At 68.2% G+C, this 24,684-nt stretch carries 17 protein-coding genes and 1 pseudogene; 8 read left to right on the forward strand and 10 right to left on the reverse strand.

Annotated features, from left to right (window positions below):
• Positions 1-44: 44 nt before the first annotated feature.
• The 7 genes and pseudogenes from ACIP8W_RS12975 to ACIP8W_RS13005 all read right to left on the reverse strand — a co-directional run bounded on the left by ACIP8W_RS12975 (position 45) and on the right by ACIP8W_RS13005 (position 10,652).
• Positions 45-3,248, reverse strand: a complete 3,204-nt coding sequence (locus ACIP8W_RS12975) for a type I restriction endonuclease subunit R (protein ID WP_402202940.1) — start codon at positions 3,246-3,248, stop codon at positions 45-47.
• Positions 3,249-3,254: 6 nt separating this feature from the next.
• On the reverse strand, positions 3,255-3,869 hold the full coding sequence (locus tag ACIP8W_RS12980) for a DUF4276 family protein (protein ID WP_401954463.1): 615 nt from the start codon (positions 3,867-3,869) through the stop codon (positions 3,255-3,257).
• On the reverse strand, positions 3,866-4,549 hold the full coding sequence (locus tag ACIP8W_RS12985) for an AAA family ATPase (RefSeq protein ID WP_402203056.1): 684 nt from the start codon (positions 4,547-4,549) through the stop codon (positions 3,866-3,868). The genes ACIP8W_RS12980 and ACIP8W_RS12985 overlap by 4 nt, the downstream gene beginning before the upstream one ends.
• Before the next feature lie 360 nt (positions 4,550-4,909).
• Positions 4,910-5,110, reverse strand: a pseudogene (locus ACIP8W_RS12990) (AAA family ATPase); the annotation flags it as partial.
• A 7-nt stretch (positions 5,111-5,117) separates the two neighbouring features.
• Complete coding sequence (locus tag ACIP8W_RS12995) at positions 5,118-6,389, reverse strand: restriction endonuclease subunit S (protein WP_402202942.1); 1,272 nt, start codon at positions 6,387-6,389, stop codon at positions 5,118-5,120.
• Positions 6,386-8,452 (reverse strand): N-6 DNA methylase, encoded by a 2,067-nt coding sequence (locus ACIP8W_RS13000; protein ID WP_402202944.1) that lies wholly within the window; start codon positions 8,450-8,452, stop codon positions 6,386-6,388. The genes ACIP8W_RS12995 and ACIP8W_RS13000 overlap by 4 nt, the downstream gene beginning before the upstream one ends.
• 79 nt (positions 8,453-8,531) lie before the next feature.
• Positions 8,532-10,652: an N-6 DNA methylase gene (locus tag ACIP8W_RS13005; protein WP_402202946.1), complete on the reverse strand. Its 2,121-nt coding sequence runs from the start codon at positions 10,650-10,652 to the stop codon at positions 8,532-8,534.
• A gap of 194 nt (positions 10,653-10,846) precedes the next feature.
• Between ACIP8W_RS13005 and ACIP8W_RS13010 the strand changes: the two genes are divergently transcribed.
• The 4 genes from ACIP8W_RS13010 (at position 10,847) to ACIP8W_RS13025 (ending at position 16,223) form a co-directional block, all read left to right on the forward strand.
• Entirely contained in the window at positions 10,847-12,541 is a 1,695-nt protein-coding gene (locus ACIP8W_RS13010) for a TIGR04141 family sporadically distributed protein (protein ID WP_402202948.1), read from the forward strand.
• Between the two features lie 352 nt (positions 12,542-12,893).
• The gene (locus ACIP8W_RS13015; protein WP_401954449.1) at positions 12,894-13,280 is read left to right on the forward strand and encodes a hypothetical protein; all 387 of its coding nucleotides are present in this window, start codon (positions 12,894-12,896) and stop codon (positions 13,278-13,280) included.
• Positions 13,281-13,834: 554 nt separating this feature from the next.
• Positions 13,835-15,106 carry a ricin-type beta-trefoil lectin domain protein gene (locus ACIP8W_RS13020; protein ID WP_402202950.1) on the forward strand — a complete coding sequence of 424 codons (1,272 nt, stop codon included), beginning with the start codon at positions 13,835-13,837 and terminating at the stop codon, positions 15,104-15,106.
• Between the two features lie 193 nt (positions 15,107-15,299).
• On the forward strand, positions 15,300-16,223 hold the full coding sequence (locus ACIP8W_RS13025) for an oxidoreductase (RefSeq protein ID WP_402202951.1): 924 nt from the start codon (positions 15,300-15,302) through the stop codon (positions 16,221-16,223).
• Between the two features lie 93 nt (positions 16,224-16,316).
• Here ACIP8W_RS13025 and ACIP8W_RS13030 read toward each other — a convergent pair whose 3' ends face one another.
• The gene (locus ACIP8W_RS13030; protein ID WP_402202953.1) at positions 16,317-18,248 is read right to left on the reverse strand and encodes a cellulase family glycosylhydrolase; all 1,932 of its coding nucleotides are present in this window, start codon (positions 18,246-18,248) and stop codon (positions 16,317-16,319) included.
• A 149-nt stretch (positions 18,249-18,397) separates the two neighbouring features.
• Positions 18,398-19,429, reverse strand: a complete 1,032-nt coding sequence (locus ACIP8W_RS13035; protein WP_401954437.1) for a LacI family DNA-binding transcriptional regulator — start codon at positions 19,427-19,429, stop codon at positions 18,398-18,400.
• Between the two features lie 410 nt (positions 19,430-19,839).
• On the opposite strand from ACIP8W_RS13035, the gene ACIP8W_RS13040 reads away from it, so the two are divergent.
• The 4 genes from ACIP8W_RS13040 (at position 19,840) to ACIP8W_RS13055 (ending at position 23,777) form a co-directional block, all read left to right on the forward strand.
• A complete protein-coding gene (locus ACIP8W_RS13040) occupies positions 19,840-21,168 on the forward strand; it encodes an ABC transporter substrate-binding protein (protein ID WP_402202955.1) in 1,329 nt (442 codons plus the stop codon).
• Positions 21,168-22,130 carry a carbohydrate ABC transporter permease gene (locus ACIP8W_RS13045; RefSeq protein WP_401954431.1) on the forward strand — a complete coding sequence of 321 codons (963 nt, stop codon included), beginning with the start codon at positions 21,168-21,170 and terminating at the stop codon, positions 22,128-22,130. The genes ACIP8W_RS13040 and ACIP8W_RS13045 overlap by 1 nt, the downstream gene beginning before the upstream one ends.
• Complete coding sequence (locus ACIP8W_RS13050; protein WP_402202957.1) at positions 22,082-23,023, forward strand: carbohydrate ABC transporter permease; 942 nt, start codon at positions 22,082-22,084, stop codon at positions 23,021-23,023. Before ACIP8W_RS13045 ends, ACIP8W_RS13050 begins: the two co-directional genes overlap by 49 nt.
• Positions 23,024-23,084: 61 nt before the next feature.
• Positions 23,085-23,777: a class I SAM-dependent DNA methyltransferase gene (locus ACIP8W_RS13055; RefSeq protein ID WP_402202959.1), complete on the forward strand. Its 693-nt coding sequence runs from the start codon at positions 23,085-23,087 to the stop codon at positions 23,775-23,777.
• A 46-nt stretch (positions 23,778-23,823) separates the two neighbouring features.
• Here the strand turns inward: ACIP8W_RS13055 and ACIP8W_RS13060 are convergent, their stop codons facing one another.
• Positions 23,824-24,603, reverse strand: coding sequence for an SDR family oxidoreductase (locus tag ACIP8W_RS13060; protein WP_402202961.1), 780 nt, complete (start codon positions 24,601-24,603; stop codon positions 23,824-23,826).
• Between the last annotated feature and the right edge of the window lie 81 nt (positions 24,604-24,684).

The following is a 24,684-nucleotide window of genomic DNA, read 5'->3' on the forward strand; positions in this document are numbered from 1 at the left end:
GGTCGGCAAGGAGGAGACGGAAGGCCGGGCGGGTCGGGCCGTGGTCAGGCCGCCTCGTCGCCGATGTTCTCCTCCCGGCGGATCATCCGCCAGGCCGCCCGGCGCGCACTCTGGTTGAGCGACTGCTTGAAGCTGTCGTCGTGGCTGAAGTACTGCCGTCCCAAGTCGGCGATGGTGTCGATGTGTTCGGCCATCTTGTCCTCGAAGACCTCGTCGTAGACGAGACCGAAGTTCTCCTCGTCGTTGACGGCGGCGGCGCGCACCTTCGGGTCCGCGTTCGCCTCGTCGAATGGCGTGAGTACGTCCTGTTCCGTGAAGTCGGTGCCGAACTTGTCGTTGAACTTCTCGATCAGCTCCGACAGCAGCGACTTCTCCTGCTCCTTGGCACCGCCCCCACCTTCGCCGAAGCCGCGCAGCTCCGCGGCTCCCTCGGAGGTCAGGGCGAGGTCGTGCTCGCCGGTCTTCTGGATGCGCAGGTGACTGAGGTCGACATCCCCTATGTCCACGCCGCCGTCTCCGCGTCGTGGCAGGCGGTTGAGCAGATGGCGGCCGTAGAGGTAGAGGCATTCGAGATCGGCGTCACGGTAGGGCACGATCTGGGAGAGGAAGCCGTACTTCCGTACGTAGTCGTTGAGATCCGCGCGGAACCGCTCAGCGGCCTCGGCGGCGTCCTCGTCCGGGTCGCCGGCCTCGTCCTTGCGGTCGAGCAGCTCGGTGAACCGGTCGACGGCGGGGCCGAGATGCCGGTACAGCTCGGCGTGCAGCTTCTCCCAGCGGGCCACCGAGCCCGCCGCCTTCTCCTCGGCCGCCAGATAGGCGTCGGCGAACTCCGCCATCTCGTCCTCGACGAGGATGTCGGGCCGCATGACCTGGCTCTGCGCGGTGTAGAGGAGGTTGGGGTCGGAGGGGAGGGTGTTCGCTTCTTCGAAGTACGGGTGGAAGGACTTCTTGACGTCCTCGGCCTCGTTGACGAAGTCCAGTACGGCTAGGTCCGCCTGCGACTTGCGGTCGGCGGTGCGGTTCAGGCGGGAGAGGGTCTGGACGGCGCTGATGCCCGCGAGCTTCTTGTTCACGTACATCGTGGTGAGCAGCGGCTGATCGAAGCCGGTCTGGTACTTCTCGGCGACGACCAGGATGCGGTACTCGCGCTGCGTCGCCCTCCCGCCGGTGCGTACGGCCTTGTCGTCCTTGCGCGTGTACGCGAACGCCTTCGGCAGCGCGGACTCGGCCAGGCCGCCGTTCTCCTTCGGCTCGGTGGTCTCCTCGCCGTCGTACGTCAGGCTGCCGGAGAACGCGACCAGGACGCCGGGGTCGGCATACGCGCGGTCGTCGACGTACTTCTTGATCGCGCGGGCCATCTGCACGGCGCTGTGCCGGGAAGCCGTCACGACCATGGCCTTGGCCCGTCCGCCGAGCCGACCGGCGGTGTGCGTGCGGAAGTGCTCGACGATCACGTGCGCCTGCTGGGTCACCGTGGAGTCGTGCGTGAGCGCGTACCGGGCGAGCAGCGGATTGGCCTTGGAGGGGTCCACCTTCCGCTCGTCGGGGTTCTTGTTCACCAGCTTCCAGTACGTGTCATACGTGACGTAGGTGCGCAGGGGATCGAGGATGAAGCCTTCCTCGATGGCCTGGCGCATCGAGTACGTGTGGAAGGGAACGTACGTCGGCTTGCCGTTGGCGGAGTCCAGAGTGCCGAAGAGTTCGAGCGTCTTGGCCTTGGGCGTGGCAGTGAACGCGAAATAGGAGAGGTTCGCAGCCTTGCTGCGCTGGGTGGCTTTGCGGATGAGCTTGGCTTCGGTGGTGGCAGCCGCCGCTTCCACTTCGGTGGCCCCGACCTCGTCGGAGTCCGAGTCCAGGCCCAGGTCACGCAGCGCCGCGCGGACGGCCGTGGCCGCGTCGCCGGACTGCGAGGAGTGCGCCTCGTCCACGATGATCGCGAAGTTGTGACCCTGTATCTCGGTGGGGTTGCGGCGCAGGTAGTCGATGAGGGCGGGGAAGGTGTGCAGTGTGACGGTGATGATCTTCCCGGTCTCGCGGGACAGAGCCTTGGCGAGCTGGTCGGACTTCGCACCGTGCTTCTCGTCGATCTTCACGACCAGACCGGCGGTCTTCTCGAAACTGCCCACGGTCTCACGGAGTTGGGCGTCGAGATTGCGGCGGTCGGTGATGATCACGACCTTGTCGAAGACGGGCGTGCCAGGTTTGAGCCCGGCGGCCAGGGCACCGGGGTCGATCTCGGCCGGGTCGGTGGGCGTGTGCAGCGACGACAGGCGGTGAGCAAGCCAGCCGATGGTGTTCGATTTTCCGGAGCCGGCGGAGGCCATGCCCAGGTAGTTGTGACCGGCACCGTGACGGGCCGCATGGCCGGAGAGCTTCTTGACGATGTCCCACTGGTGGTAGCGCGGGAAGATCAGCTTCTTGCGCGTCCGCCCGTCCGTGCCCTTCTCCTTGCTGAGGTGCACGAACCGCTCGATCAGGTCCAGCCAGGTGTCCCGCTCCCAGATCTGCTCCCACAGGTACGAGGTCGCGTACGTCCCGGGGACGGTGGGCGCCGGATTCCCCGCGCCGCCGGGCTTCCCCGGGCCCTCCGATCCCGTATTGAACGGTAGGAACCTTGTCAGCTTGCCGCGCAGTTCGGGCGCGACGTGGACCACGTCCGTGTCCACTGCGAAGTTCGCGATGACGCGGCGCGCGAAGATCAACTCGCTGGGGTCGCGGGTCGTGCGGTACTGATCCTTGGCGGCCTCCACACCCTGGCGCGTGAGGGCGTTCTTCAACTCGGCGGTTGCCAGCGGGATTCCGTTGAGGAAGAGGGTGAGGTCGAGGCGTTTGCCCTTGTCCGCCTGCTTGGCGGCGTACTCCAGCTCCTTGACGAAGGTGAGCTGGTTCGCCCGATAGTCGTCCAGGACCGCGTCCGACGCGACGAGCGACGGCTTGAAGTACGCGAGCCTGATCAGGACTCCGTGATCCTTCACGCCCTTGCGGAGCACGTCCAGCACACCATCGGTTCCGATCGCCTGGTCCACGCGCTTGGCGAACCCGGCCTGGGCGGTGTCGGGATCCCCGCCGTAGAGGGCGATCAGTTCGGCCCAGTCGTCGGCTTGGGTCTCGCCGATGAACTCGAAGAGCTGGGCGGTGTCCAGGCCGAGTTGGGGGCGGTAGTCCTGCCGGTTTCCTTCACGCCAACCGCGCTCCAGCATGGCGGCGGCTATGGCGTTCCCGAAGGCTGCTTCGTTGTGGACGGACATGAGCTGCTATTCCCCCCGTTTTCCGGTGATCAGATACGTGATGTCGCGGCAGAACTTGTCGAACGAGGCCGAGTTGGCGCGAGCAAGGTCGAGATCGATGACGTCGGTCAGTGCGGCCTGGTCCACACGCGGCCGGTACCGCACACCGTCGCGCCGGTTATGGGTCAGCCAGCCCTTGCAGTCGCGTAACGTCTCGCTGTTGGCCGGCACTTCCAACTGCTCGGCGAGCCCTGCCCGGCCGCCGAGGGAGGGCGCCGACGCGAGGAACCACGCCTCGAACTCCCGGTTCGCCAGTACGACGGCCGTCCGGCGGTCCGGGCGGATGGCCTCGGCCCTGGCCAGGAGCGAGGGCCCGAGGCTGGCGGGGCAGTCGTCGTCGGCGTCGATCACGACGAGGATGCCCCCGGGGTGATCGGCGGGTACGCGTCGAGCCTGGGCCTCCACGGCGGCTTCCAGCCCGCCCGGCCGGACGAGCCGACCACGGTCGACCAGGAAGGGCGGCTGGATGTCGGCGTCCCAGATCTCCGCCTCGTACATCAGTCGCCGGAGGAGTACGGGCAGCGCGCTGATCTCGCCCTCGCCCTCCACGACGGAGGCGATGGTGACCCTGGGGTGGCTCACTCCTCATCCTCCGGCTGCTCGTCGGCGGGGCGGGCTGGGGGTTCGACGACCGGGCGCAGTTGGTCGGAACGCAGCAGTTCGGCGGTGGTGGCCAGGCCGTCGGCCACGATCGACCGGCTTACGGGGTCGACTTCGCCGATCACGGTCACGCCGTGCTCGGCGGCGACCACGCGGATCGCCGACAGATCGGCCTCCTTACGGTCGAACAACTCCGCGCTCTGTGTGGTGGCGAGGACCTGTACGTGCTCACTGGCTTCCGTCAGCGCGTCGTAGAGGGCCCCGGCCGCGAGCGGGTGCAGGGCGAGTTCGGGCTCTTCGACGGCGATGAGCGGAATCCAGCCGTCGCGGGCGTCGTGCTGGAAGAGCGCGGTGAGCAGACCGATGGCGCGGATGGTTCCTTCCGACATGGACTCGGCCCGGAAGACGTGCGGTTCGGCGTCGTTGGTGGTGGCGAAGTTGATCCGCGCCGCGATGTAGTCGGCGGAGGGGTCGGTGGGACCGACCTCCACGACTCCGGGCACGATCACCCCGAGGTACTGCGAGACGCGGTTACGTTCCTGCTCGCCGAGGGTGGCCAGGGCGGGGCCGAGGTTGCCGCCGTCTTCGCCGAGGGCTCCGGCGGTGGGGGTGTTGGGGCGGGCCTCGCGGAGGTTGGACAGGTCGGGGCTGTAGAAGAACATCTCTCTGAGAGCCGCGTAAAGGTCAGCGAACGGCTCTGCCTCCCCCATCTGTGAGAGTTCGAGCCGTCTTGGGCGACGACCTTTTCCTGTCCGGTCGCGCATCAGGAAGCGCTCAGTGCCAGCACGGCCCTTGGCGCCAGGGTGGCGCATTTCGCAGAACTCACGCTGGATACGGACACCGGATCCTGTGCGTCGGCCTGCCCTGTCCGCAGTCGTGGGAGTGAGGGTGACCTCGTACCGTCCTACCCAGGGCTTCGTGTCGTTGGTGATCGCGGGCAGGTGAAACTCCAGGCTGACTGTGCACGAGGTTGCCGGCTCGGGGACTCTGCGCAGCACCTCCGACCACCCACCGCGCGCCGCCACGGCCTCGTCCGGGCCGTCAGTGATTGCGTCGCGAACGAAGCGCAGGGCATCGAGGAAGTTCGACTTGCCTGCGGCGTTCAGGCCGAGCAGCACGGTGAACCGGCCAAGAGCCACGTCGCAATGAGCGATGGACTTGTAGTTCTCGATCCGGACACGCGTGATGAACGGCCTCGGGCGGTGAGGCGCGGTGGGACTCATGGCGCGATCATTCCTCGATCCCACGTCCGCTGGCGGTGGACACGTCGATCTGACCGGTGACGGCGGCGGTGATCAGGGCTTGGCGCCGTTCGGCGAGGACGGCCTGTGCTTCCCTTAGCTTTGTGCGGATTGATGTCAACACCGCGATCTCCTCGCTTGTCCTCTTGATGAGCGAGTCGCCGTCAATCGGGATTGGGATTCTACATTGCCGCAATTGCTCTCCGGTGAGATGAGGAATCGTTGCAATGTTTCCTTCGGCTTCGAAAACCCCACACGCCTTGGCGAGTCGCAGCCAATACATTAGCCACTCAACTGGCACCGGCCCGGCTCGGCGGACTCGATGGAGAGACTTTTGGAAATAACACTCTTGCAACCTACCGTCCCAAACAGCGGCTTCTGCAACCCCTGCCCCGCCTTCGCAGACCAAAAGGTCCCCTTGCCTCACTGAATAGCGACTTACTTCATTTGCCGAAAAATCCATGGTTGCCAAGTCATCGGTTTCAATCGTGTACCAATGCACGTTGGCGTTCCGCAAGTACGGACGCTGATCCGGACCGCTCGCTCGGTCTGCGTTAAGCATCTTGCCAAGTTCAGTCGAAAAGTAAGCGTATACGGGGCCAATCGACCAATCGGCAGGGATCGTTGGTAGCCATGGCCAGCCGGTTGGCTTCCCTTCTCCTTTCCTTCCGCCGCCCGCCAACGTGGCGACGATGAGAGCCAACTCGCGTTCAGCCAACCCCTCAAGCTGACTGTTTCTTTTGGAGGTAAGGGCCTGAAAGTGGGCAGTCTCGGTGTCGAGGAAGTCGGCGATTCGGCGCTGTTCCTCCAGCGGAGGAAGATTTACCGGTAGGTCACGTAGGAACGTGTCCGGCACGCGCTGTTGGCCTGCGACGCCGTACATCTCTGCTTCCCCCTTTTTGAGGAAGGGGTAAGTATTCACTACGTACAAAAGGAATCGCGGGTCAATAAGCGGTCCGGGGCGGAGTACGTGAAGCTCAGTACTGCCTGCGCCCACGCCTCGGCGGAGACCGTGAACCAGAACAGCCCGCCCGGCCTCAAATGTGGGCGTGATCTTCGGTACGAGTACGTCACCGTCCTGGAATCGGGTGTAGCCAGTGGCAACGGATTCTTTGGTCCGGTGCCGTGAGATATCTAGTCTTTCTCCCGGCCATACAGCTTCCATGGGGAGGAAGGTGAGGTCCTCATCGTTCGCCAGGTGATCGAAAGCTGGTGTCAATGGATTGATGTCAGCTAGGTGCCGCAGACGCACAGTGCTCATTCCGTCACCTCGCCCAGCAGCGCCTGAATCTCGGCCTCCAGCGACTTCAACTCCGCGTCGATCTCCGCCAACGGCCGCGGCGGCTTGTACACATAGAAATGCCGCGTGAACGGGATCTCGTACCCCACCTTCGTCTTGCCGTGGTCGATCCACGCATCCGGAACATGCGGCAGAACCTCCCGCCGCACGTACTCCTCCACGTCCTCCTCCAGCGGCACGTTCTCGTAGTCCCGCAGCTCCGGATCCGGCTCAGGCTCGCCCTTGATGCGCTGGACCTCACCCCCCGGGTCGCGGACGCCGACCGCCTCCCGTAGCGCCTTGCCGAACGGCGCGCCTGTCGGCCACAGCAGGCCGGCCGCGACGACCGCGTCCTTGAGGTCGATCCACGCGTCGGACTTCGTCGTCCAGGACTTGCCGACCAGCGGGCGCAGCGCCGCTACGAACGCCTCGACGTCCGTGACCCTTCCCATCGGCTTGGACGCGGTGATCGCCGTCAGCGTCTCGTCCGTCACCTCGAAGCGGAGCTTCAGCGGCCGTTCGACGGTGATCCGGTGGTAGCCGAAGTCCTCGTTGCGGAAGACCTTGATCTTCCCGGCCCGGTCGGCCAGGTCGTGCCCGCCGCCCTTCTCCGCCGCGTCGAGGACCGCCAGCGCATCCGCGTAGAGCCGCGTGATCTCGGAGATGTGCTGCTTGCCCAGTTCCTTGCGCTTGTCGCCGAGCGACTTCCGCATCTTGCGCCAGTAGCCGCGCGCGTCGAGCAGGACGACCTTGCCGCGCCGGTCCCTGGCCTTGCGGTTGCTGAGCACCCAGAAGTACGTGGAGATGCCGGTGTTGTAGAAGAGCTGGTCGGGGAGGGCGACGATGCCTTCCAGCCAGTCGTTCTCCAGAATCCACTGCCGGATCTTCGACTCGCCCGACTCCGCCGCCCCCGTGAACAGCGGGGAGCCGTTGAAGACGATCGCGATGCGGCTGCCGCCCGACCCCGACGCGTCCACCGGCTTCATCTTCGAGATCATGTGCTGGAGGAAGAGCAGCGAGCCGTCGTTGATGCGCGGCAGGCCGGCCCCGAACCGCCCGCTCCCACCGAGGCGTTCGTGTTCGTCCTCGACCGCGTCCTTGACCTTCTTCCACTCCACGCCGAACGGCGGGTTGGCCAGCAGGTAGTCGAAGGTGGCGGCGGTGTGGCCGTCGTCGCTGAAGGAGTTGCCGTACTTGATGTTCTCCGGGTCCTGGCCCTTGATCATCATGTCCGACCGGCAGATGGCCCAGGACTCGGGGTTCAGTTCCTGGCCGAAGACCTTGACCGTGGCGTCCGGGTTGAGAGCCGTGATGTGCTCCTCGGCCGCGCTGAGCATGCCGCCGGTGCCGCAGGCCGGGTCCATGACCGTACGGACGGTGCCCGGCAGAGCCAGCGCGTCACTGTCCGGCGCGACGAGCAGGTTGACCATCAGCCGGATGACTTCCCGGGGCGTGAAGTGCTCACCGGCCGTCTCGTTGGACTGCTCGGCGAAACGCCGGATCAACTCCTCGAAGGTATAGCCCATTTGGTGGTTCGTGACGATCTCGATCGGCTTGCCGTGCTCGTCGAGCACGACATTGCCGTCTTCGTCCCTCTTCACCGGCCGAAGGTCGAGGTCGGCGAACCGTCCGACCACCTGGTACAGCAGGTCCGCCGCGTCCAGCCGCTTGATCTGCTGGGCGAAGTCGTACCGCTCCAGGACTTCCCGCGCGTTGGGGGAGAAGGCACCGTAGTACTCGTTGAGATACTTCGCCGCGTGCGAGGCGTCGCCCGCGATGGCCTTCAGCGTGTAGGCGCTGGTGTTGTAGAAGCTGTGGCCGGACGCCTTGCGCAGGAAGCGGTCGGGGTTGATGTCCTGGTCCTGGTAACGGGCGGCGACCTCCAGGACCCTGTCCTTGGTCGGGGCGAGGACACACTCCAGGCGCCGGAGCACGGTGAACGGCAGGATCACCTTGCCGTAGTCGGACTGCTTGTAGTCGCCGCGCAGGAGGTCCGCGACCGACCACGCGTGGTTCGCCAGTTCCGTGTGCTTACTGCTGTTCAACAGGGTCCTTCCGGTGTTCGCCGTCCCAGCGGGGGCGGAGACGTCAAGTCTGGTCGTTCGCGGTGCCGGGCCGCGCCTTTCACACCGGTCCGTGACCGTCCGGCAACAGCGCGCCGCCGGTGAGGCCGGTGCCGAGGAGACGTGTGAGCTCCTCGGCGGCCCGGTCGGTACGACGGGCGGCGGTGCGCAGTTCGTACAGGCGGCGGAAAGCGGTGCCGTAGCGCTGCTGCTCGGCCAGGGGGAGCAAGGGGACGCGAAGTCGTCGCGGGTCCACCCGGACGAGGGATGTGCCGGTGGCCGCGGCGTTGACGTTCTGCTCCGCTGCGAGGAACCCGGCGAGGAACCACGGGTCGAGCCGACGCCGGTCCGGGCGGAACAGCAGCAGATGGGGTCCGAGGCGGCAGCCCGACTGGTCCGGCTCGACGACCTGGGCCACCGCCGTGCGTCCCACGCGGAGGATTTCTGTGAGAAGCACGTCACCTGCCTGGACCAAGGGGAGGGCGCCGCCGGTGGGAAGATCCGCTTCCGTTCCGGAGGCGGGCCGGTCCTCGAAGACATCGGCAGCCGTGAGGGTCGGCCGTGCGCCTGCTTCCGCCTCGGGCCGAGGCAGCGGTTGGCCGCTACGGGTCCGGCGGCCCGGGGGCGCGGTGTGGAGCAGACTGAGAGCGCCGCCGCGCAGAAGGTCCGCGACCGTCGCGGTGCGCCAGTCGCGGGGCCGGTCGTCGGCCGGCGGCCAGTCGCCGTCGCTGCTGAGGCCGACCAGGTCTGCCGCCCCTCGACGGAGCTGGTCGTACAGCTCCGATGCCTGCCGGGCCAGCAGGGCGGGGCGCAGTGCTTGCCGGGAAGCAGCCCGGACGTGGCGGGCCGGGGTCAGGTCCACGGCCTCGTCGAGGAGGTCGGTGATCGGGACGGCGGCGGCGATGCCCGGGGTTCCCGTGAAGCCGTCCCGGTCGGCGAGGTAGGGCTGCCACGACGAGAGCACGGTGTCGTTGAGGGCGTCCCAGTCGAGTTCTCGGGCCTCGGCGGAGGCGTCGACGAGCAGGACCGTCCCAGGGGCTTCGGCCTGTGGACCGGGCCGTTCGAGCACCCACAGGTGCAGGCCGATATGGAGCGGGGTGGCCGCGCCCTGGGGAAGGGAGACGACCGCGCGGAGGGCTCCGTCACGTACGAGCTGAGCCCGGATACGCCGGCCGGCGGTGCGTTCCGCGACGGCGGGCGGCATGAGGAGCACGGCACGGCCGCCCGGCGCGAGGTGGGCCAGGGAGTGCTGGACCCAGGCGAGTTCGGGCTCGCCCTTCGGCGGCACGCCGTAGGCCCAGCGTTGGTCGTAGGCCAGATCGTCGTGCCCCCAGTCACGGACTCCGTACGGGGGATTGCACAGGACGGCGTCCGCGGTGAGGCCCTTGAAGGCGTCGGAGCGCAGACTGTCCCCCGTACGTACGGTGATGGCCGCCTCGGGGGCGCTCAGCCGGAGCCGCACGGCGGCCTGGGCGGCCTGGGCGGTCAGGATGTCCTGGCCGTGCAGTGCGGTCGCACCGACGGATGCCGCAGCGCCGAGCAGCGATCCGGTGCCGCACGCGGGGTCGAGAACGCTCGCGGGGAGAGCGCCCGCGCTGTCGGTCAGGATCCTGGCCATGAGGTCGGCCAAGGGGCGCGGCGTGAGGTAGGTGCCGGTGCCCCCCGTGTCCTCCAGCAGGCGTTCGGTCAGGACATCCGTCGCGGCCTCGGCGCCATCCGTGACGACGCACCGCAACAAAACCCTCAGCGGCCCGGCCGCCTCGGGGGCGTACGCGGCGTCCTCGGTTCCCGGGATGTCCTGGGCTCCGTCGTCCGCAGCCGACCGGACCCAGCGCAGCAGCGCGTCGTCACGCAGTCCGGGAAGGGCTTCGCGTTTTCTCCGGTCCAGCCGGGCAGCCGCGAGCACCACAGGGAGCAGGTGCAGGGCCGGTTCGCCGCCGCCGGGGTAGGTGCGCAGCGCGGTGCGAAGCCGGTCCGCCGCTGTGTCCTCGGGGAGTTGGCCACGGGCGGAGAGCCAGGCGCGTACGGCGTCGAGGTCGTAGGTGGGGCTGGTGTCCGTGCCTCCCGCAGGGGCCGGAAAGTCCGGATGCCGACGACGCCAGTTGCTCACCGTGGCGCGGGTGACCCCGGCCAGCCGGGAGACGTCGGCGGCGGTCACGAGGGCACTGGCCTGCTGCTTCATGGGCTCCTGCCGGGTGACGCGGGGGCGGGCGTACGGGACGGCTTCACTCTATACCGACACTCAATCGATGTGAACTGTTTGACAGTGCTTTCAGTTGCCGCTCTACTGGTTGTGCTTTCACTCGGCTCCCGGCTTCCCCAGGTCTCCCGGGTTCCCCCCTGCCCCCAACACATCGATTCGAATGGAGCGGCACCATGGCCACCAGCACTTCCGGCACGTCCAAGCGCACCCTGTACCGGCTCACCGGTGTCGCCCCCACGGTCGACGCGATGTTCGACGTCCTCGACCCGGCTCGGCTCGAAGTCGGCGACGCGGAACTGCACTTCCCGGAGGAGCGGTTGGGCGTTCCGGCGCTGTTGGTCACCGGCAGCTTCGAGCAGCCGGTCGCGAGCTGGTGCGACGAGATCCATCGCACGACCGGATGCGAGGTGTCGCGGCCGGTGAACCGCTCGGCCGGGCTGCTGATGCTCGTGGTCGACGGCGAGGTGTACGCCATCGGCTACGACCAGGGCTTCCGCTTGGTGCCCGACCGGGTCAAGGACCGGCGGTTCGGGCTGCGTTTCGTGATCCGCAGGGTGGACCCCGCCCAGATCCGGGACATGGTCTCCCATACGCCGGGCGGCGGCCGGACCGACATCACCCTCGTGCCCGGCGGCGCTCCGGTCTGGAGCCTGGGTGTCCAGGAGCACGCGCAGATCGTGCGGAGGCTGGGCGGCCGGCTGGACGGGATCCAGCTGACGATCGCTCAGGACGACCGTACGAAGATCTCCAGTGTCGAGGGCGGTACCGGGCTGCGGATGCGCCTCGGTATCGACGCCGCGGACCTGGTCGCGGACATCCGGGCCATCGCCCGTGTCCTTCGGGACGAGGCCCCGGCTCCGGAACTGGAGTTCGTCGAGCACATCGTCCCGGTCAAGGACGCCGACCTCGTCACGCGGCTGGAGGAGCGGCTCGATGACATGCTGGGCGAGGTACCGGACGGACGTATCGCGGTCGCCGTCCCGCCCGATCACTGGGACGACTACGGCGCAGCCCAGGCGTTCGCCACCAAGGTGCACAGTCTGGAGGCGCGCCTCACCGACGACTTCAGCCTGGAGTACGTCCTCGACCGGGCCCGCGTGCAGAGGGCGGGAACGCGCTTCGCCGCGCTCCGGGACGGCACCGTCACCCTCTACACGCGTACCCGTGCGGAGAAGGGCGACGTTGTCTGGACGTCGAGTGTGCTGCGGTGGATCGAGGCGGAGGTGGGGCTCGGTGCCCGCCGGTTCTTCCTGCTGGACGGGCAGTGGTACGAGATCGGCGAGGCGTACCTGGAGACGATCCGTTCGCAGGTGGAGCGGCTCATCACCGGCACGCCCTCGGTCGACCTTCCGGCCTGGGTGCTCGGGGACAAGGAGCGTGACTACAACGAGTCCGTGCCCGACCTGCGACCCGGGTACGTCTGCTTCGACCGTGACAACGTCCGGACCGTGCTGCACCGGGGCAACGGCGTGGAGATCTGCGACCTGCTGAGCCCGGACGACGTCCTGGTCATGGTGAAGCGGGCCAAGGGATCCGGCGCGCTGAGCCATCTGTTCGCTCAGGCCGTGGTCGCCGTGCAGACCCTGCTGCACTCGCCGGAGGCCATGGACGGATTCGCCCGGAAGGTGGCTACGGCCCGGCCTGGCAGGGAGTTGCCGGAAGGTTTCCGGCCTTCGAAGGTTGCTTTCGCGATCCTGCTGAAGAACGGAACCGGCCTCACCGCCGACACGCTCTTCCCGTTTTCGCAGGTCACCCTCGTGCAGACGGCCAAGATCCTTGAGGCATGGGGCGTCGCGGTCGAGGTCGCCGGGATCCAGGCCGCGACGGTGACTCCGGGCCGGGCGGGAATCCGCCACCTGGCCTCGTAGCGCGCCCGTCTACACGTCCATGGGCAACTACGGTAATCATCCGTACCAATTGCGGACCGACAGGTTCCCCTGCGCGAGGACATACCCCCACTCGCACGAGTCACTTGTCCCCCTGGGAACCACCTCGTGTTCATGCTCCTGCCGAGGCTCTGCTCCGTCCAGCCGTTTCGACTCCACCCGGTCCAGGGCTTCGGGCTGTCCTTGAACGGTCCTCGGATGCGGCCGAGTAGCGCATGGAAAGGGGCGGTCCGTGGCACTGCCCGAGGTGCGATCGGGATTTGATTAAATATGATCTTGCGATGGCCTGATCGGAATGGGCCTCGCTTCCTCCCCCCCACGCACAGGAGTTGTCATGGCAACACCGCAGATCACCACAAGCACCAACCGCCCCCGTCGACGCGCCACCCGACTCGCCGTCGCGGCAGGCACGGCGTTCGCCGCTGCGGCCACCGTCCTGGCCGCATCGCCCAACGCGTCGGCGGCTACCACCTGGACGACCACCGGGGTCGGGCAGGGGCAGGCGAGGGCGGTGTTCGTCACCTCCCCGAGCGCCAACGGCGTCTGTGCCACCGCCAACAACCGCTTCAGCGACCAGGCGGGCGCCACCATCCGTACGATCGTCTTCGCCGGCGACGTCAACTGCAGCGCGGGAGCCGGCCAGTCCTGCACCACGACCGTTCCCCCGGAGAGCCAGGCGGTGCGGGTCTTCGACGTCCGTACGTGCCGCTGGGTCGGCTGATCCGTTCGGCGAGATCTTCGGATCCGGCCTGTGCCGTGTTCGCGGCCGGCTCGGCAGGCCACGTGACCATCGGTCCGGGCCGTCGGCAGGAGGGCGTTGGCGGAGTTGCTGTCCCCGCCAACGCCCAGGCCCGCCGCGAGGCCGTCTGCGTCCCGGGTGTCGTAACCGCCTGTGTACGTCGTGCCGTTCAGGTGGGCGGCGCGCTTTTCCCGATGGGTGACACGGGGGCGGGGTGCGGCCCCGCACGCGGCGCGCGACAGGGGGCGCCGGGAGTGGTTCGAGCGGGTAGGCGCGTGTGAGGAAGGGCTGTGGGGGCGGTGTCGGTGTAAGCAGTGGATATGCGAGATATTCACTGCTTGCGCGCAGGTGGGACGGGGCAGCTTCGCCGGGTGCGGGCAATCGTTTCGGTGCTGGTCCTCTGTGCCGTACTCGGCTCTTCGTGTTCCCCCGCCGAGTCGCCTGTCGGCTCCTCTGCCGAGTTGCCTGACGTCGCCTCGCACCATACGGGGCGGGGGGCGGCGGGGAAAAGTGTGTGCCGGCGCACTCTGGTGGGGGTGGCGCATCCGGATGACGATCTCCTGTTCGTCAACCCGGAGATCTACGACACCATTCGGGCCGGGTGCTCCCTCAGCACGGTGTATTTCACCGCCGGGGACGCCGGTGAGAGAGATCTGCGTAAATCACGGAACTATGTGGAGAACAGAGAGAACGGGGTGCGCAGGGCGTATGCCGAGATGGCCGGGGTCGCGGACCGCTGGAATTCCGACGATGTGTATGCGGCGGAACGCAGGATCCGGTCCTTCACGCTCTCCGGGAAGCTCCCCGGGCGGAAGAAGGGGCAGGAGGTGCGTCTCGTCTTCCTGGGGCTCCGTGACGGTATGCCGCACGGTTCGCGGAAGGGCAGTCTGCTCAGGCTCTTCGACGGGAACGAGAAGGAGATCGCCCCGCTGCGGGGAGGCCGGGGATACGACGAGGAGCGGCTGCTGAAAACGCTGACCGTGCTGGTCGGTATCGCGGGCGCGGAAAGGATTCTCACCCTGGACCATGACAACGCGTCCTTCGCCTATGGGGAGCACGGGCGTGTGGACCACAGCGATCACGGTATGACGGCCCGGTACGTCAGGAAGGCCGCCTACCTGGCCGGAGTCCCGCTGGAGTCGTACCTCGGGTACACCATGACGCCGCTGGAGGAGAATCTGACCCCGGCCGGGAAAGGCCATAAGGAAAGAATCTTCAGGTGGTACGCCACCCAGCGGCTGTGCCCTCGCGTGAGAGTCTGCGAGGACACCCACCTCTACAAGGGGAAGCTCCCGGAGATCTATGCTCAATGGATTCTCCGACAGTACCCCCAGAAATATCGGATTCCCGGCCCCGGTGAGATCATGGGGGACATCGGGAGAACGACGTTCTTCGGCGACAGGAATCCGGAGCAGTGCCTCGGGGTGGAGGGCTCCGCTTCGGGGGCGGGCGCGGTCGGCATCTTCGGGTGCGACGGGTCGGACGCCCAGCGGTGGGATGCCGGGAAGGACGGGACGATCAGGAACCGGCTGGACGGAGAACACTGCCTCGCCGCAGCGGGCGACCGTGTCGAGATCCAGGAGTGTCGGGGTGCGCGGGCCGAGCAGAAGTGGCACCGGATGCCCTGGCGCAATGGCACCTGGAAGCGTGCGGCCTGGAAAATCGCGGGGCATCGGAGCAAGTGTCTGTATCAGCACGACCGGACGTTCCCTCGCTGGAAGAGAGACGAAAGAAAACACCCTCGGCTGGGTCTCGTGAGGTGTGACCGGCCGGACCAGCCCGAGCTGTACTGGCAGTGGAATTTCTGAGCGGTGGAATTTCCGAGCGGTGGAATTTCTGGGGCGGTGGAAACCTGGGAGGTGGAAACCTGGACGGTGGAAACCTGGACGGGAATTTCCCGCCACCCCTGTCTCGTTCCGGGTTGGTTGACAGAGTTGATCTACCACGTCAGGTTGGTCGCGTTGGGCGAGACGGCGTGACATGACAGCGGAGGAGTCAACCATGGGGAAATGGACGTTCGGCGATATACCCGATCAGAGCGGTCGCACCGCGATCGTCACCGGGGCCAATTCGGGCATCGGTTTCGACACGGCGCGGATGCTGGCGCTCAAGGGGGCGCGGACGGTGCTGGCGTGCCGGAACCCGGAGAAGGGGGAGGCCGCGGCGGAGCGGATCCGGGCGGCGGGGGCGCGGGGCGAGGTGGCGTTCGTACCGTTGGATCTGTCGGACCTGGAGTCGGTGGCCGCGTTCGCCGACCGGTTCGGGGAGGAGTACGGGCGGCTGGACCTCCTGGTGAACAACGCGGGGGTGATGGTGCCGCCGCTGACGCGTACCAGGCAGGGGTTCGAGCTGCAGATGGGGACGAACCACTTCGGCCACTTCGCCCTCACCGGACGGCTGCTCCCGCTGCTGGAGCGTACGGAGGGTGCGCGGGTCGTCTCGGTGGCGAGCCTGGCGCAGTACTACGGCTGGATCGGCATCGACGACCTCAACTGGGAGCGCCGTTCGTACCGGCCGTGGCTGGCGTACGGGCAGAGCAAGCTGGCGAACATGCTGTTCATTCTGGAGTTGCAGCGGCGGCTCACGGCGGCCGGTTCCGGGGTGCGGGCGACCATCGCCCATCCCGGGGTCACCACGACGGAACTGATCCGGACGGCGAAGGCGCTGGAGCCCTTCATCTCCCGGTTCGGGATGAAGGCCGCGGACGGCGCGCTGCCCACCCTGCGCGCCGCGACCGACCCCGCCGCCGCGGGCGGCACCTACTGGGGGCCCGGGGGACTCTTCGGGACGAGCGGCCCGCCCGTACCGGCCCGTACATCCGGCCGGGCGAAGGACGCCGGGGTCGCGCGGCGACTCTGGGAGGAGAGCGAGAAGCTCACCGGGGTGACCTTCGCCTTCGGCGGTGAAGCCACGGGGAAAGCGTGAACGCGTGAACAGGGGCCGGGCGGACGCGAATTGATGTCCGCGCGGTCCCGAGTGGTGCTCCTGCCGCGGGCGGTTCCGCTGCTCGACGCGGGCTCAGACCACCGTCAGACACAACACCTGAACCCCGTACGGTTCCAGTGCGACCGCGTCGGCGGGGGCGCCGTCCAGTGTGGTCAGCGCGAGCCCGGTCCCGACGGTGGGTTTGACCAGGAGTTCCTCGGCGCTCTGGCTGACCAGCCAGACATAGCGGCGGCCCGAGTCGTGCTCCAGCAGATCCACCGCGACCCGGCGGTCCTCGACCGTGACCGGGCGGCGCACACCCGCGTGGGCGGCCAGGGCGTCGTACAGCAGGACGGTGTCCTCGGGGTTGACCCGGGGGGTGACGGAGGCCATGTGCTCCAGCGGATAGGTGCACAGGACGACACCGCCCGCTCCGGTACGGCGCAGCAGCAGCGCGGGTCGGCCGTGGGCGTCGGTGGCGAGGACCTCGGCGCCGTCCGCCTCGACCGGGAGGAAGACCCGGCTGCTGTCCGTACCGGCCGTACGGAAACGGAGTGTGTCGCCCTCGTCCAGTGTGCCGAAGGCGCGGGTGAAGGTGAGTGTGACCTCCGCGTCCTCGATGGGGTTGACGAGCCCGTACTCCAGCTGGTGGCGCACCCCGAAGAGCCGGTCCAGATGCGCGTACCAGGGGCCGCGCTGCTCGTCGTGGGCGCCGGGGGAGTACGAGACGTAGACCGTGGCCCCGCCGCGCGCCAGCTCCTCCAGCCGGTACCAACTCGCCGACAGCAACTGCTTGGTGGAGGGCAGCAGATAGAGCCGGTGGCCCTCGGAGATGTCGTCGCTCTCCCGTACGACCGTCGCGGGCGCGTCCGCGAGACGGGCGGCGATCCAGGACTGGCGGCCGGTGCGCTCCACGTACGAACGGTCCTCGGCCCGGGTGAACGGGTAGATCGTGTCCAGATACGAGGAGACCACCAGCGCGGTGCCGGTGTCCGGCCGGACACAACGCGCGAAGTCGACCCGCTCCAGCACCTCGGCGAAGCGCCGGATCTCGCGCAGCTGGGGTTTGGGGACGCCCGCGCTGTCGGTGAGCCCGAAGTGCATCTCGAACGCGTGGTGCGAGTACGGGGGCTGGTCGATCAGTGTGTCGTAGTCGCTGTTGTTCCAGGCGATCCAGCCGGTCGCCCCGGCGAGCAGACTGTTGTGCAGCGCCTGGCGGTAGTAGCGGGCGGCGTGCGGGCCCGAGGCGAAGTCGGAGGTGAGGCCGAACTCCTCCAGCACCACCGGGCGTTGGAAGCTGCCCGTCAGCTCGCACACCCACGCGGCGGCGTAGTGCTGACGGACCGGGTCGTCCTCCATGCGGTAGACATGCGGGCCCAGCCAGTCGGTGAGGGCCGCGCAGTCCCGCAGCCGGAAGCCGTTGTCATGGCCGGAGTTCTCCAGCCCCCAGGCGCCGTCCCCCAGGGACACCGGCTGCGGCGCGCCGGAGGCCCGTACCGCGTCCACGACGAGCTGCGCCCAGGCGGCGACCTCCTCACGGGGGGCGTCGCGGCGGCCGTAGATCGGCATCTCGTTGGAGACCAGCCAGCCCGCGACCGCCGGATGGCCCTTGAAGCGGCCCGCCATCTCCTTGGCGAACCACGCCTGCCGGGACACCATCCACACATCGCTGTACAGATCGCGCCCGCCGCGCCAGGACGGGTCCCAGTTCTCGCCGGACATATGGCCGACCAGGAAGGTGGGGACGGTGGTCATGCCGAGGGTGTGGTGCCGGTCGAGGAAGTCGGCGAAGCGCGCGCACAGCTCCTCGTCGACCCGGTCGGGCGCGGGCATGAAGTCGGGCCAGTAGAAGAACGACCGGGTCATGTTGAGCCCGTGGTCGCGCAGGACCCGCAGCTCCTCCGCGACCACCTCGCCGTCGTACGAACGCCACATCAGGGGGCCTCCGGTACGGGACCAGAAATTGGCGCCGATCCAGGTGACGGAGTGATCGCCGACGGAAATCCGGGCAGCGGGACGCGGCATCTTCGTGCTCTCCCTCGGTACGGGCGGACGGGAATCGGATACAGGAAGTGGACGGGGGAAGCAGGCAAACGCACGGGCGGCGCGCGATTTATCCAGTGAAGCGCTGTACCGGTTTAGCGTCAACAGTGCGAACGCGCCCCTATACCGGTTTATGCGGCCCCCGGAGGCGCCGGTTCGGACGGCCCCGGAGGCGGGGGCGCCACGCTGCCGCGCAGGGTGAGGCGCGGCGCCGGATCCTCCAGGTCGCCCACCGCCAGCCCGCCCGCCGCCTCCCGCAGCCGCCGGGCCGCGTGTGCCCCGTACCCCGCGATGTCCCTGCTCAGCGCGGTCAGCGGCGGACGTACCAGCTCGCACAGCGCCGAGTCGTCCCAGGCGACGATGGAGACGTCGGCGGGCACCCGCAGCCCCAGCGACTGGGCGGTGGTCAGGCCGGAGAGCGCCATCACGTCGTTGTCGTACAGGATCGCGGTGGGCGGACCGGCCGCGCCCAGCAGTTCGCGGGTGGCGGCGGCGCCGCGCTCCCCGCTGTAGTCGCCCTCGACGGTGCACCCGGTCAGCCCCCGCTCCCGTACCGCCGCGTCGAAGGCGGCGGCGCGGATCGCCGTGTGGCGCAGCCGGGCGGGGCCGCCGACCCGGGCCAGCCTGCGGTGTCCCAGCCCGGCGAGGTGGCGTACGACGGTGGTGACGGCGGCGGCGTCGTCGCTCCAGACGGCGGGCAGCCCGCCGGTGCCGACCGGCGCCCCGATCACCACGGCCGGCATGCCCAGCTCTTCGAGTACGGGGATCCGGGCGTCCTCGGCCTGGAGGTCGACCAGGAAGACGCCGTCCACCAGCCGTCTGGCCCACCAGGAGCGGTAGAGAGCGATCTCGGCGGCCTGGTCCTCGGCCATGGTGAAGACCAGCGGGGTGGCGTCGGTGATCAGCTCCGACTGGATACCGGAGACCAGCTGCATGAAGAACGGCTCCAGCCCGAGCGTGTGCGCCGGACGGTCGATGACCAGGCCGAACGCCCCCGCCCTGCCGTCGGAGAGCGCGCGCGCCGCGCTGTTGGGCTGCCAGCCCAGCTCCTCGGCGATGGCGAGAACACGCCGTCGGGTGGGCTCGGAGACGCCGGGGCGGTTGTTGAGGGCGAAGGAGACGGCGCCCTTGGTGACGCCCGCGCGACGGGCGATATCGGCCATGGTCGGCCGCTTCGCGGGGGGCTGAGGGGGGTGTTCCGGGCGCTCCGGGGGGTGTTCCAAGGCGGTGCCTCGCATTCGACCGATCTTCGACCGATCTTCGGTTGATCTTCGGTTGATCCTTCGACTGGCGACGTCCGGTGACGTCTTCACTGAACCGGTTCAGCTGAAAATAACCGGATCATAGGCCATCGTTTTTACCAGAGGGTCGAGAAAAGCAATGCACCGCCATTGACACCCGGATTCCCCGGCCCTTAATTTCACGGCGTCGGACGTCGGCACACGCCCCCACGAAGCGCTCTCTCCGAGACCACGCGAGATCACCCGGATCGCCCGGATCGCCCGGGATCACGTGGGACCACCCGAGACCACCCGAGACCACCCGAGACTCACCATCCGAGCAAAGGGCTGTCATGACTTCACACAGACACCGGACGACAGGCGCGGCAGCGCTCCTCGCGGCCGCCGCGCTGCTGGTATCGGGCTGCACCGGAAGCGGGGCCAGCTCCGAGGGCGCGGACGCGAAGGCCGCCGACGACCCGGCGAAGGTCGCCGGATCGATCACGGTCCTCACCCACCGTACGGACTGGGTGCAGGACGGCACGATGAAGAAGTACGCCGAGGAGTTCCGGAAGGTCTACCCCAAGGTGACCGTCAAGTTCGACGGGATCACCGACTACGAGGGGGAGGTCAAGATCCGTATGAACACCAAGAACTACGGCGATGTCCTCATGATCCCCGGCGCGGTCAAGCGGAACGACTACCCGAAGTTCTTCGCCTCCCTGGGCAGTCGCGGCGAACGTGCCGAGAAGTACCGCTTCACCGACTTCACCACGGTCGGCGGCAAGGTCTACGGCCAGACCCCGCTCGGCGGGACCGCCGGCTTCCTCTACAACAAGAAGGTGTGGGCCCAGGCGGGGATCACCGACTGGGCCACCACCCCGGCCGAGTTCATCGAGGACCTCAAGGCCATCAGGTCGAAGACGAAGGCGGTGCCCTACTACACCAACTTCAAGGACATGTGGCCGCTCACCGCGTGGACGAACGCGCTGGGATCGGTCAGTTGTGACACCCAGGCCAACAACAGGCTAGCGAGCGGCGACCCCTGGGCCAAGGGCTCCGAATTACGCACCATCGACACGCTGTTGTACGACATGGTCCACGAGAAGCTGGTCGAGAAGGACCCGTCCACCACCAACTGGGAAGGTTCCAAGCCGCAGTTCGCCAAGGGTGAGATCGCCACCATGTGGCTGGGATCCTGGGCGATCTCCCAGTTCCGGGCGGCGGCCGAGAAGGTGGGCACCGACCCCGCCGACATCGGCTTCATGCCGTTCCCCGCGCAGGTGGACGGCAGGTTCTGCGCGGTGGCCGCGCCCGACTACGCGCAGGCGGTGAACGTCAACTCCCCGCACAAGGAGGCCGCCCGTGCCTGGATCGACTGGTTCACCGACACGTCCGGTTACGCGGCGGACAACCTCTCGCTCTCGCCGCTGAAGGGCGCCCCGCTGCCCGACGTGCTCAAGCCGTACACCGATCAGGGTGTGACGTTCATCGAGCTGAACCAGGACAACGCCGTACAGGTCAACGAGATCGACAACGCGGCCGAGGTCGGGCTCGCCAAGCCGGACTACCGTCAGGACCTCGTCGACGTGGCGCGCGGCGCCACCAAGGGCAGCCTGGACGGAGTCCTCGCGGGCCTCTCCGAGCGCTGGACCGGGGCGGCGCGGGCCGCGGGCTCCTGATGTCGCGGACGGACAGCGAAGCCGTACGGGACAGGGCGCCGCGGCGGCGCCCCGCCCCCGCCGTAGCCACGCCACCCCTCGCCCCCGAGCGGCGCGCGCGGCGGTGGCGGGAGGCGACGCCCTGGCTCTTCATGCTGGTCCCGCTGGCGCTGCTGGTGGTCTTCACGTACGCGCCGGTCATCAACATGGTCGCGTACAGCTTCACCGACTGGGACGGGGTCAGCCCCGAGCTGGAGTTCACCGGCGCGGGCAACTACGCGGAGATCTTCACCCGGCCCGAGCTGTTCCAGGTGTTCTTCGTCAGCGGCTACTACCTGGCGGCCTCGGTGGTGCAGATCGCGGCGGCGCTCTACTTCGCCACGGTGCTGAGCTTCCACACCCGCTTCCGCAACTTCTTCAAGGGGGTGCTGTTCTTCCCGTACCTGATCAACGGGGTCGCGATCGGTTTCGTCTTCCTCTACTTCTTCCAGGACGGCGGCACCCTCGACTCGGTCCTGAGGCTGTTCGGTGTCACCACCGACCATGCCTGGCTGGGGAGTTCGACCTCGGCGAACGTCTCGCTGGCCGGAGTGTCGGTGTGGCGCTACATGGGGCTGAACTTCGTGCTGTTCCTCGGCGCGATCCAGTCCATCCCGGGGGAGCTGTACGAGGCGTCCGAGCTGGACGGGGCGAACCGATGGCAGCAGTTCCGCCACATCATCGCGCCCGGCATCCGGCCGATCATCGGCCTCAGTGTGATCCTGGCGGTCTCGGGCTCGCTGTCGGTCTTCGAGATCCCGTACATCATGACGGGCGGCGCCACCGGTACCGAGACCTTCGTCATCCAGACCGTGAAGCTCGCGTTCCAGTTCAACAAGACGGGGCTGGCCTCGGCGGCGGCCGTGGTGCTGCTGCTGATCATCCTGGTGGTGACATGGGTGCAGCGCCGTCTCGTCCCGGACGACAAGGTGGACCTGGTGTGACCACGAGTTCTGTGACCACGCGTTCTGTGACCACGCGTTCCGGTGTGGGCGCCACACGGACACGGGTGCGGGGACGGATCGCCGATGGCCTCAAGTACCTCTCCCTGGTGGTGGGTTCGGTCGTGGTGCTGCTGCCGCTGGCGGTGGTGGCGCTGACCTCGCTGAAGACCGGGAAGGAGATGGCGGACGGCGGCGGCGCGCTCTCCCTGCCGGGAAACCCACTGAACTTCGACAACTATGTGACGGCCTTCAGCGACGGCCGGATGCTCAGCGCCTTCGGGAACACGGGGTTCATCCTGCTCTTCGCCATCACCGGTACGGTCGTCATCGGCTCGATGACGGCGTACGCCATCGACCGGTTCGACTTCCGCTTCCGCAAGCTGGTGGTGGCGCTGTTCCTGATCGCGACGCTGGTGCCCGGGGTGACCACGCAGGTGGCGACCTTCCAGATCGTCAACAGCTTCGGGCTCTTCGACAGCGTCTGGGCGCCGATCGTGCTCTACATGGGCACGGACATCGTCTCGGTCTACATCTTCCTCCAGTTCATCCGGGGGATCCCGGTCTCCCTGGACGAGTCGGCGCGGCTCGACGGCGCCAACGCGTTCACCATCTACCGGAAAATCATCTTCCCGCTGCTCAAACCGGCCATCGCCACGGTGGTCATCATCAAGGGCATCACCGTCTACAACGACTTCTACATCCCGTTCCTCTACCTGCCCTCCGAGGAGCTGGGCACCATCTCCACCTCGCTCTTCCGCTTCAAGGGGCCCTTCGGGGCACACTGGGAGAACATCTCGGCGGGCGCGGTGCTGGTGATCGTACCCACACTGATCGCCTTCCTCTTCCTCCAGCGCTACATCTACAACGGGTTCACCCGGGGGGCCATGAAGTAGCGTCCGGGCGGAGCGGAATCCCGGGCGGAGCGGGAGCCCCGGCGAAGTAGAGTCCGGGGCCATGACGGAACACGCCGCCGCGCATGAGTCCCCGGCCCACCTGCACACCACCCGCACCTTCTACGACACCATCGCCGCCGACTACGCCGAGCACTTCCGCGCCGAGCCCGCCCACCCGCTGGCCCGCGCGGTGCTCGGCGCCTTCGCGGAGCTGGTACGGGCGGACGGCGGCGCCCAGGTCGCGGAACTCGGCTGCGGTCCTGGCACGGTGACGGCACACCTGCACGGACTCGGGCTGGACATCTTCGGCGTCGACCTGTCGCCGAAGATGGTCGAGCTGGCCCGCGAGGCCCACCCGGAGCTGCGGTTCGAGGTGGGCACGATGACGGCTCTGGAGCTGCCCGACGCCACCCTGGGCGCAGTGGTCTCCTGGTACTCCCTGATCCACACCCCGCCCGAGCAACTGCCCTCTGTACTGGCCGAGTTCCATCGGGTGCTGGCCCCGGGCGGCCGGCTGCTGGCCGCCTTCCAGACCGGCGAAGAACCCCTGCGACTGGAACGCCCCTTCGGCCACGACGTATCCCTGGACTACCGCCGCCTCTCCCCGGACCGCACCGCCGCCCTGCTGACCGAAGCGGGCTTCACCGTGGACGCCCGGCTCCTGCGCGAACGCGAAGCGGCAGCGAACGAGACGGCGCCCCAGGCGTATCTGCTGGCCCGCAGGGCGGCGCCGGCCCGCGAGCCGGCGGGGTGAACACCGCCGCCCGCTCGCCGGCGCCGAGGCCACCGCTGACGCGTGCTCAGCCCCGGCCCACGTACGGCATCGTCGTCGCCAGGACCGTCGCGAACTGGATGTTCGCCTCCAGGGGCAGCTGGGCCATGTGGAGGACGGTCGCTGCCACGTCGGCGACGTCCATCACCGGTTCCACCGCCAGCTCGCCGTTGGCCTGGGGCACGCCTCGGGTCATGCGTTCGGTCATGTCGGTCGACGCGTTGCCGATGTCGATCTGACCGCAGGCGATGCGGTACGGACGGCCGTCCAGGGAGAGGGACTTGGTCAGGCCGGTGATGCCGTGTTTGGTGGTGGTGTACGCGACGGAGTCGGGGCGCGGAGTGTGTGCGGAGATGGAGCCGTTGTTGATGATCCGGCCGCCGCGCGGGTCCTGGGCCTTCATCCGGCGGAACGCGGCCTGCGCGCAGAGGAACGAGCCGGTGAGATTGGTGTGCAGGACCTTCTGCCAGGCGGAGTAGGGCAGTTCGTCCAGCGGCACCCCGCCGGGTCCGGTGGTGCCCGCGTTGTTGAAGAGCAGGTCCAGCCGGCCGTACCGCTCGTGTACGGCGTCGAACAGCGCGTCCACCTCCTGAGGGTCCGACACATCGGTCCGTACGACCAGGGTGTCGCCCGGCAGCGCCGCCGCCGTCTCCTCCAGGGCCCCGGTGCGCCGGCCCGCCAGGGCCACCGACCAGCCCGCGTCGCTCAGGGCCCGGGCGACCGCGCGGCCGATGCCCGAGCCGGCCCCGGTGACCACGGCGATGGCGGAACGGTCAGGGTCGGCGTCGGTCTTCCGCATGGCGTTCATGGTCACGCAGGGTACGTGAGGTAGAACTTGGCGCGGTGAACGGATCCCGGCGGCGGCACGCGGTTCTCATTCGTTCGCCAT

Origin of the sequence: Streptomyces sp. NPDC088554, assembly GCF_044752945.1 — a bacterium.
GTDB lineage: Bacteria > Actinomycetota > Actinomycetes > Streptomycetales > Streptomycetaceae > Streptomyces.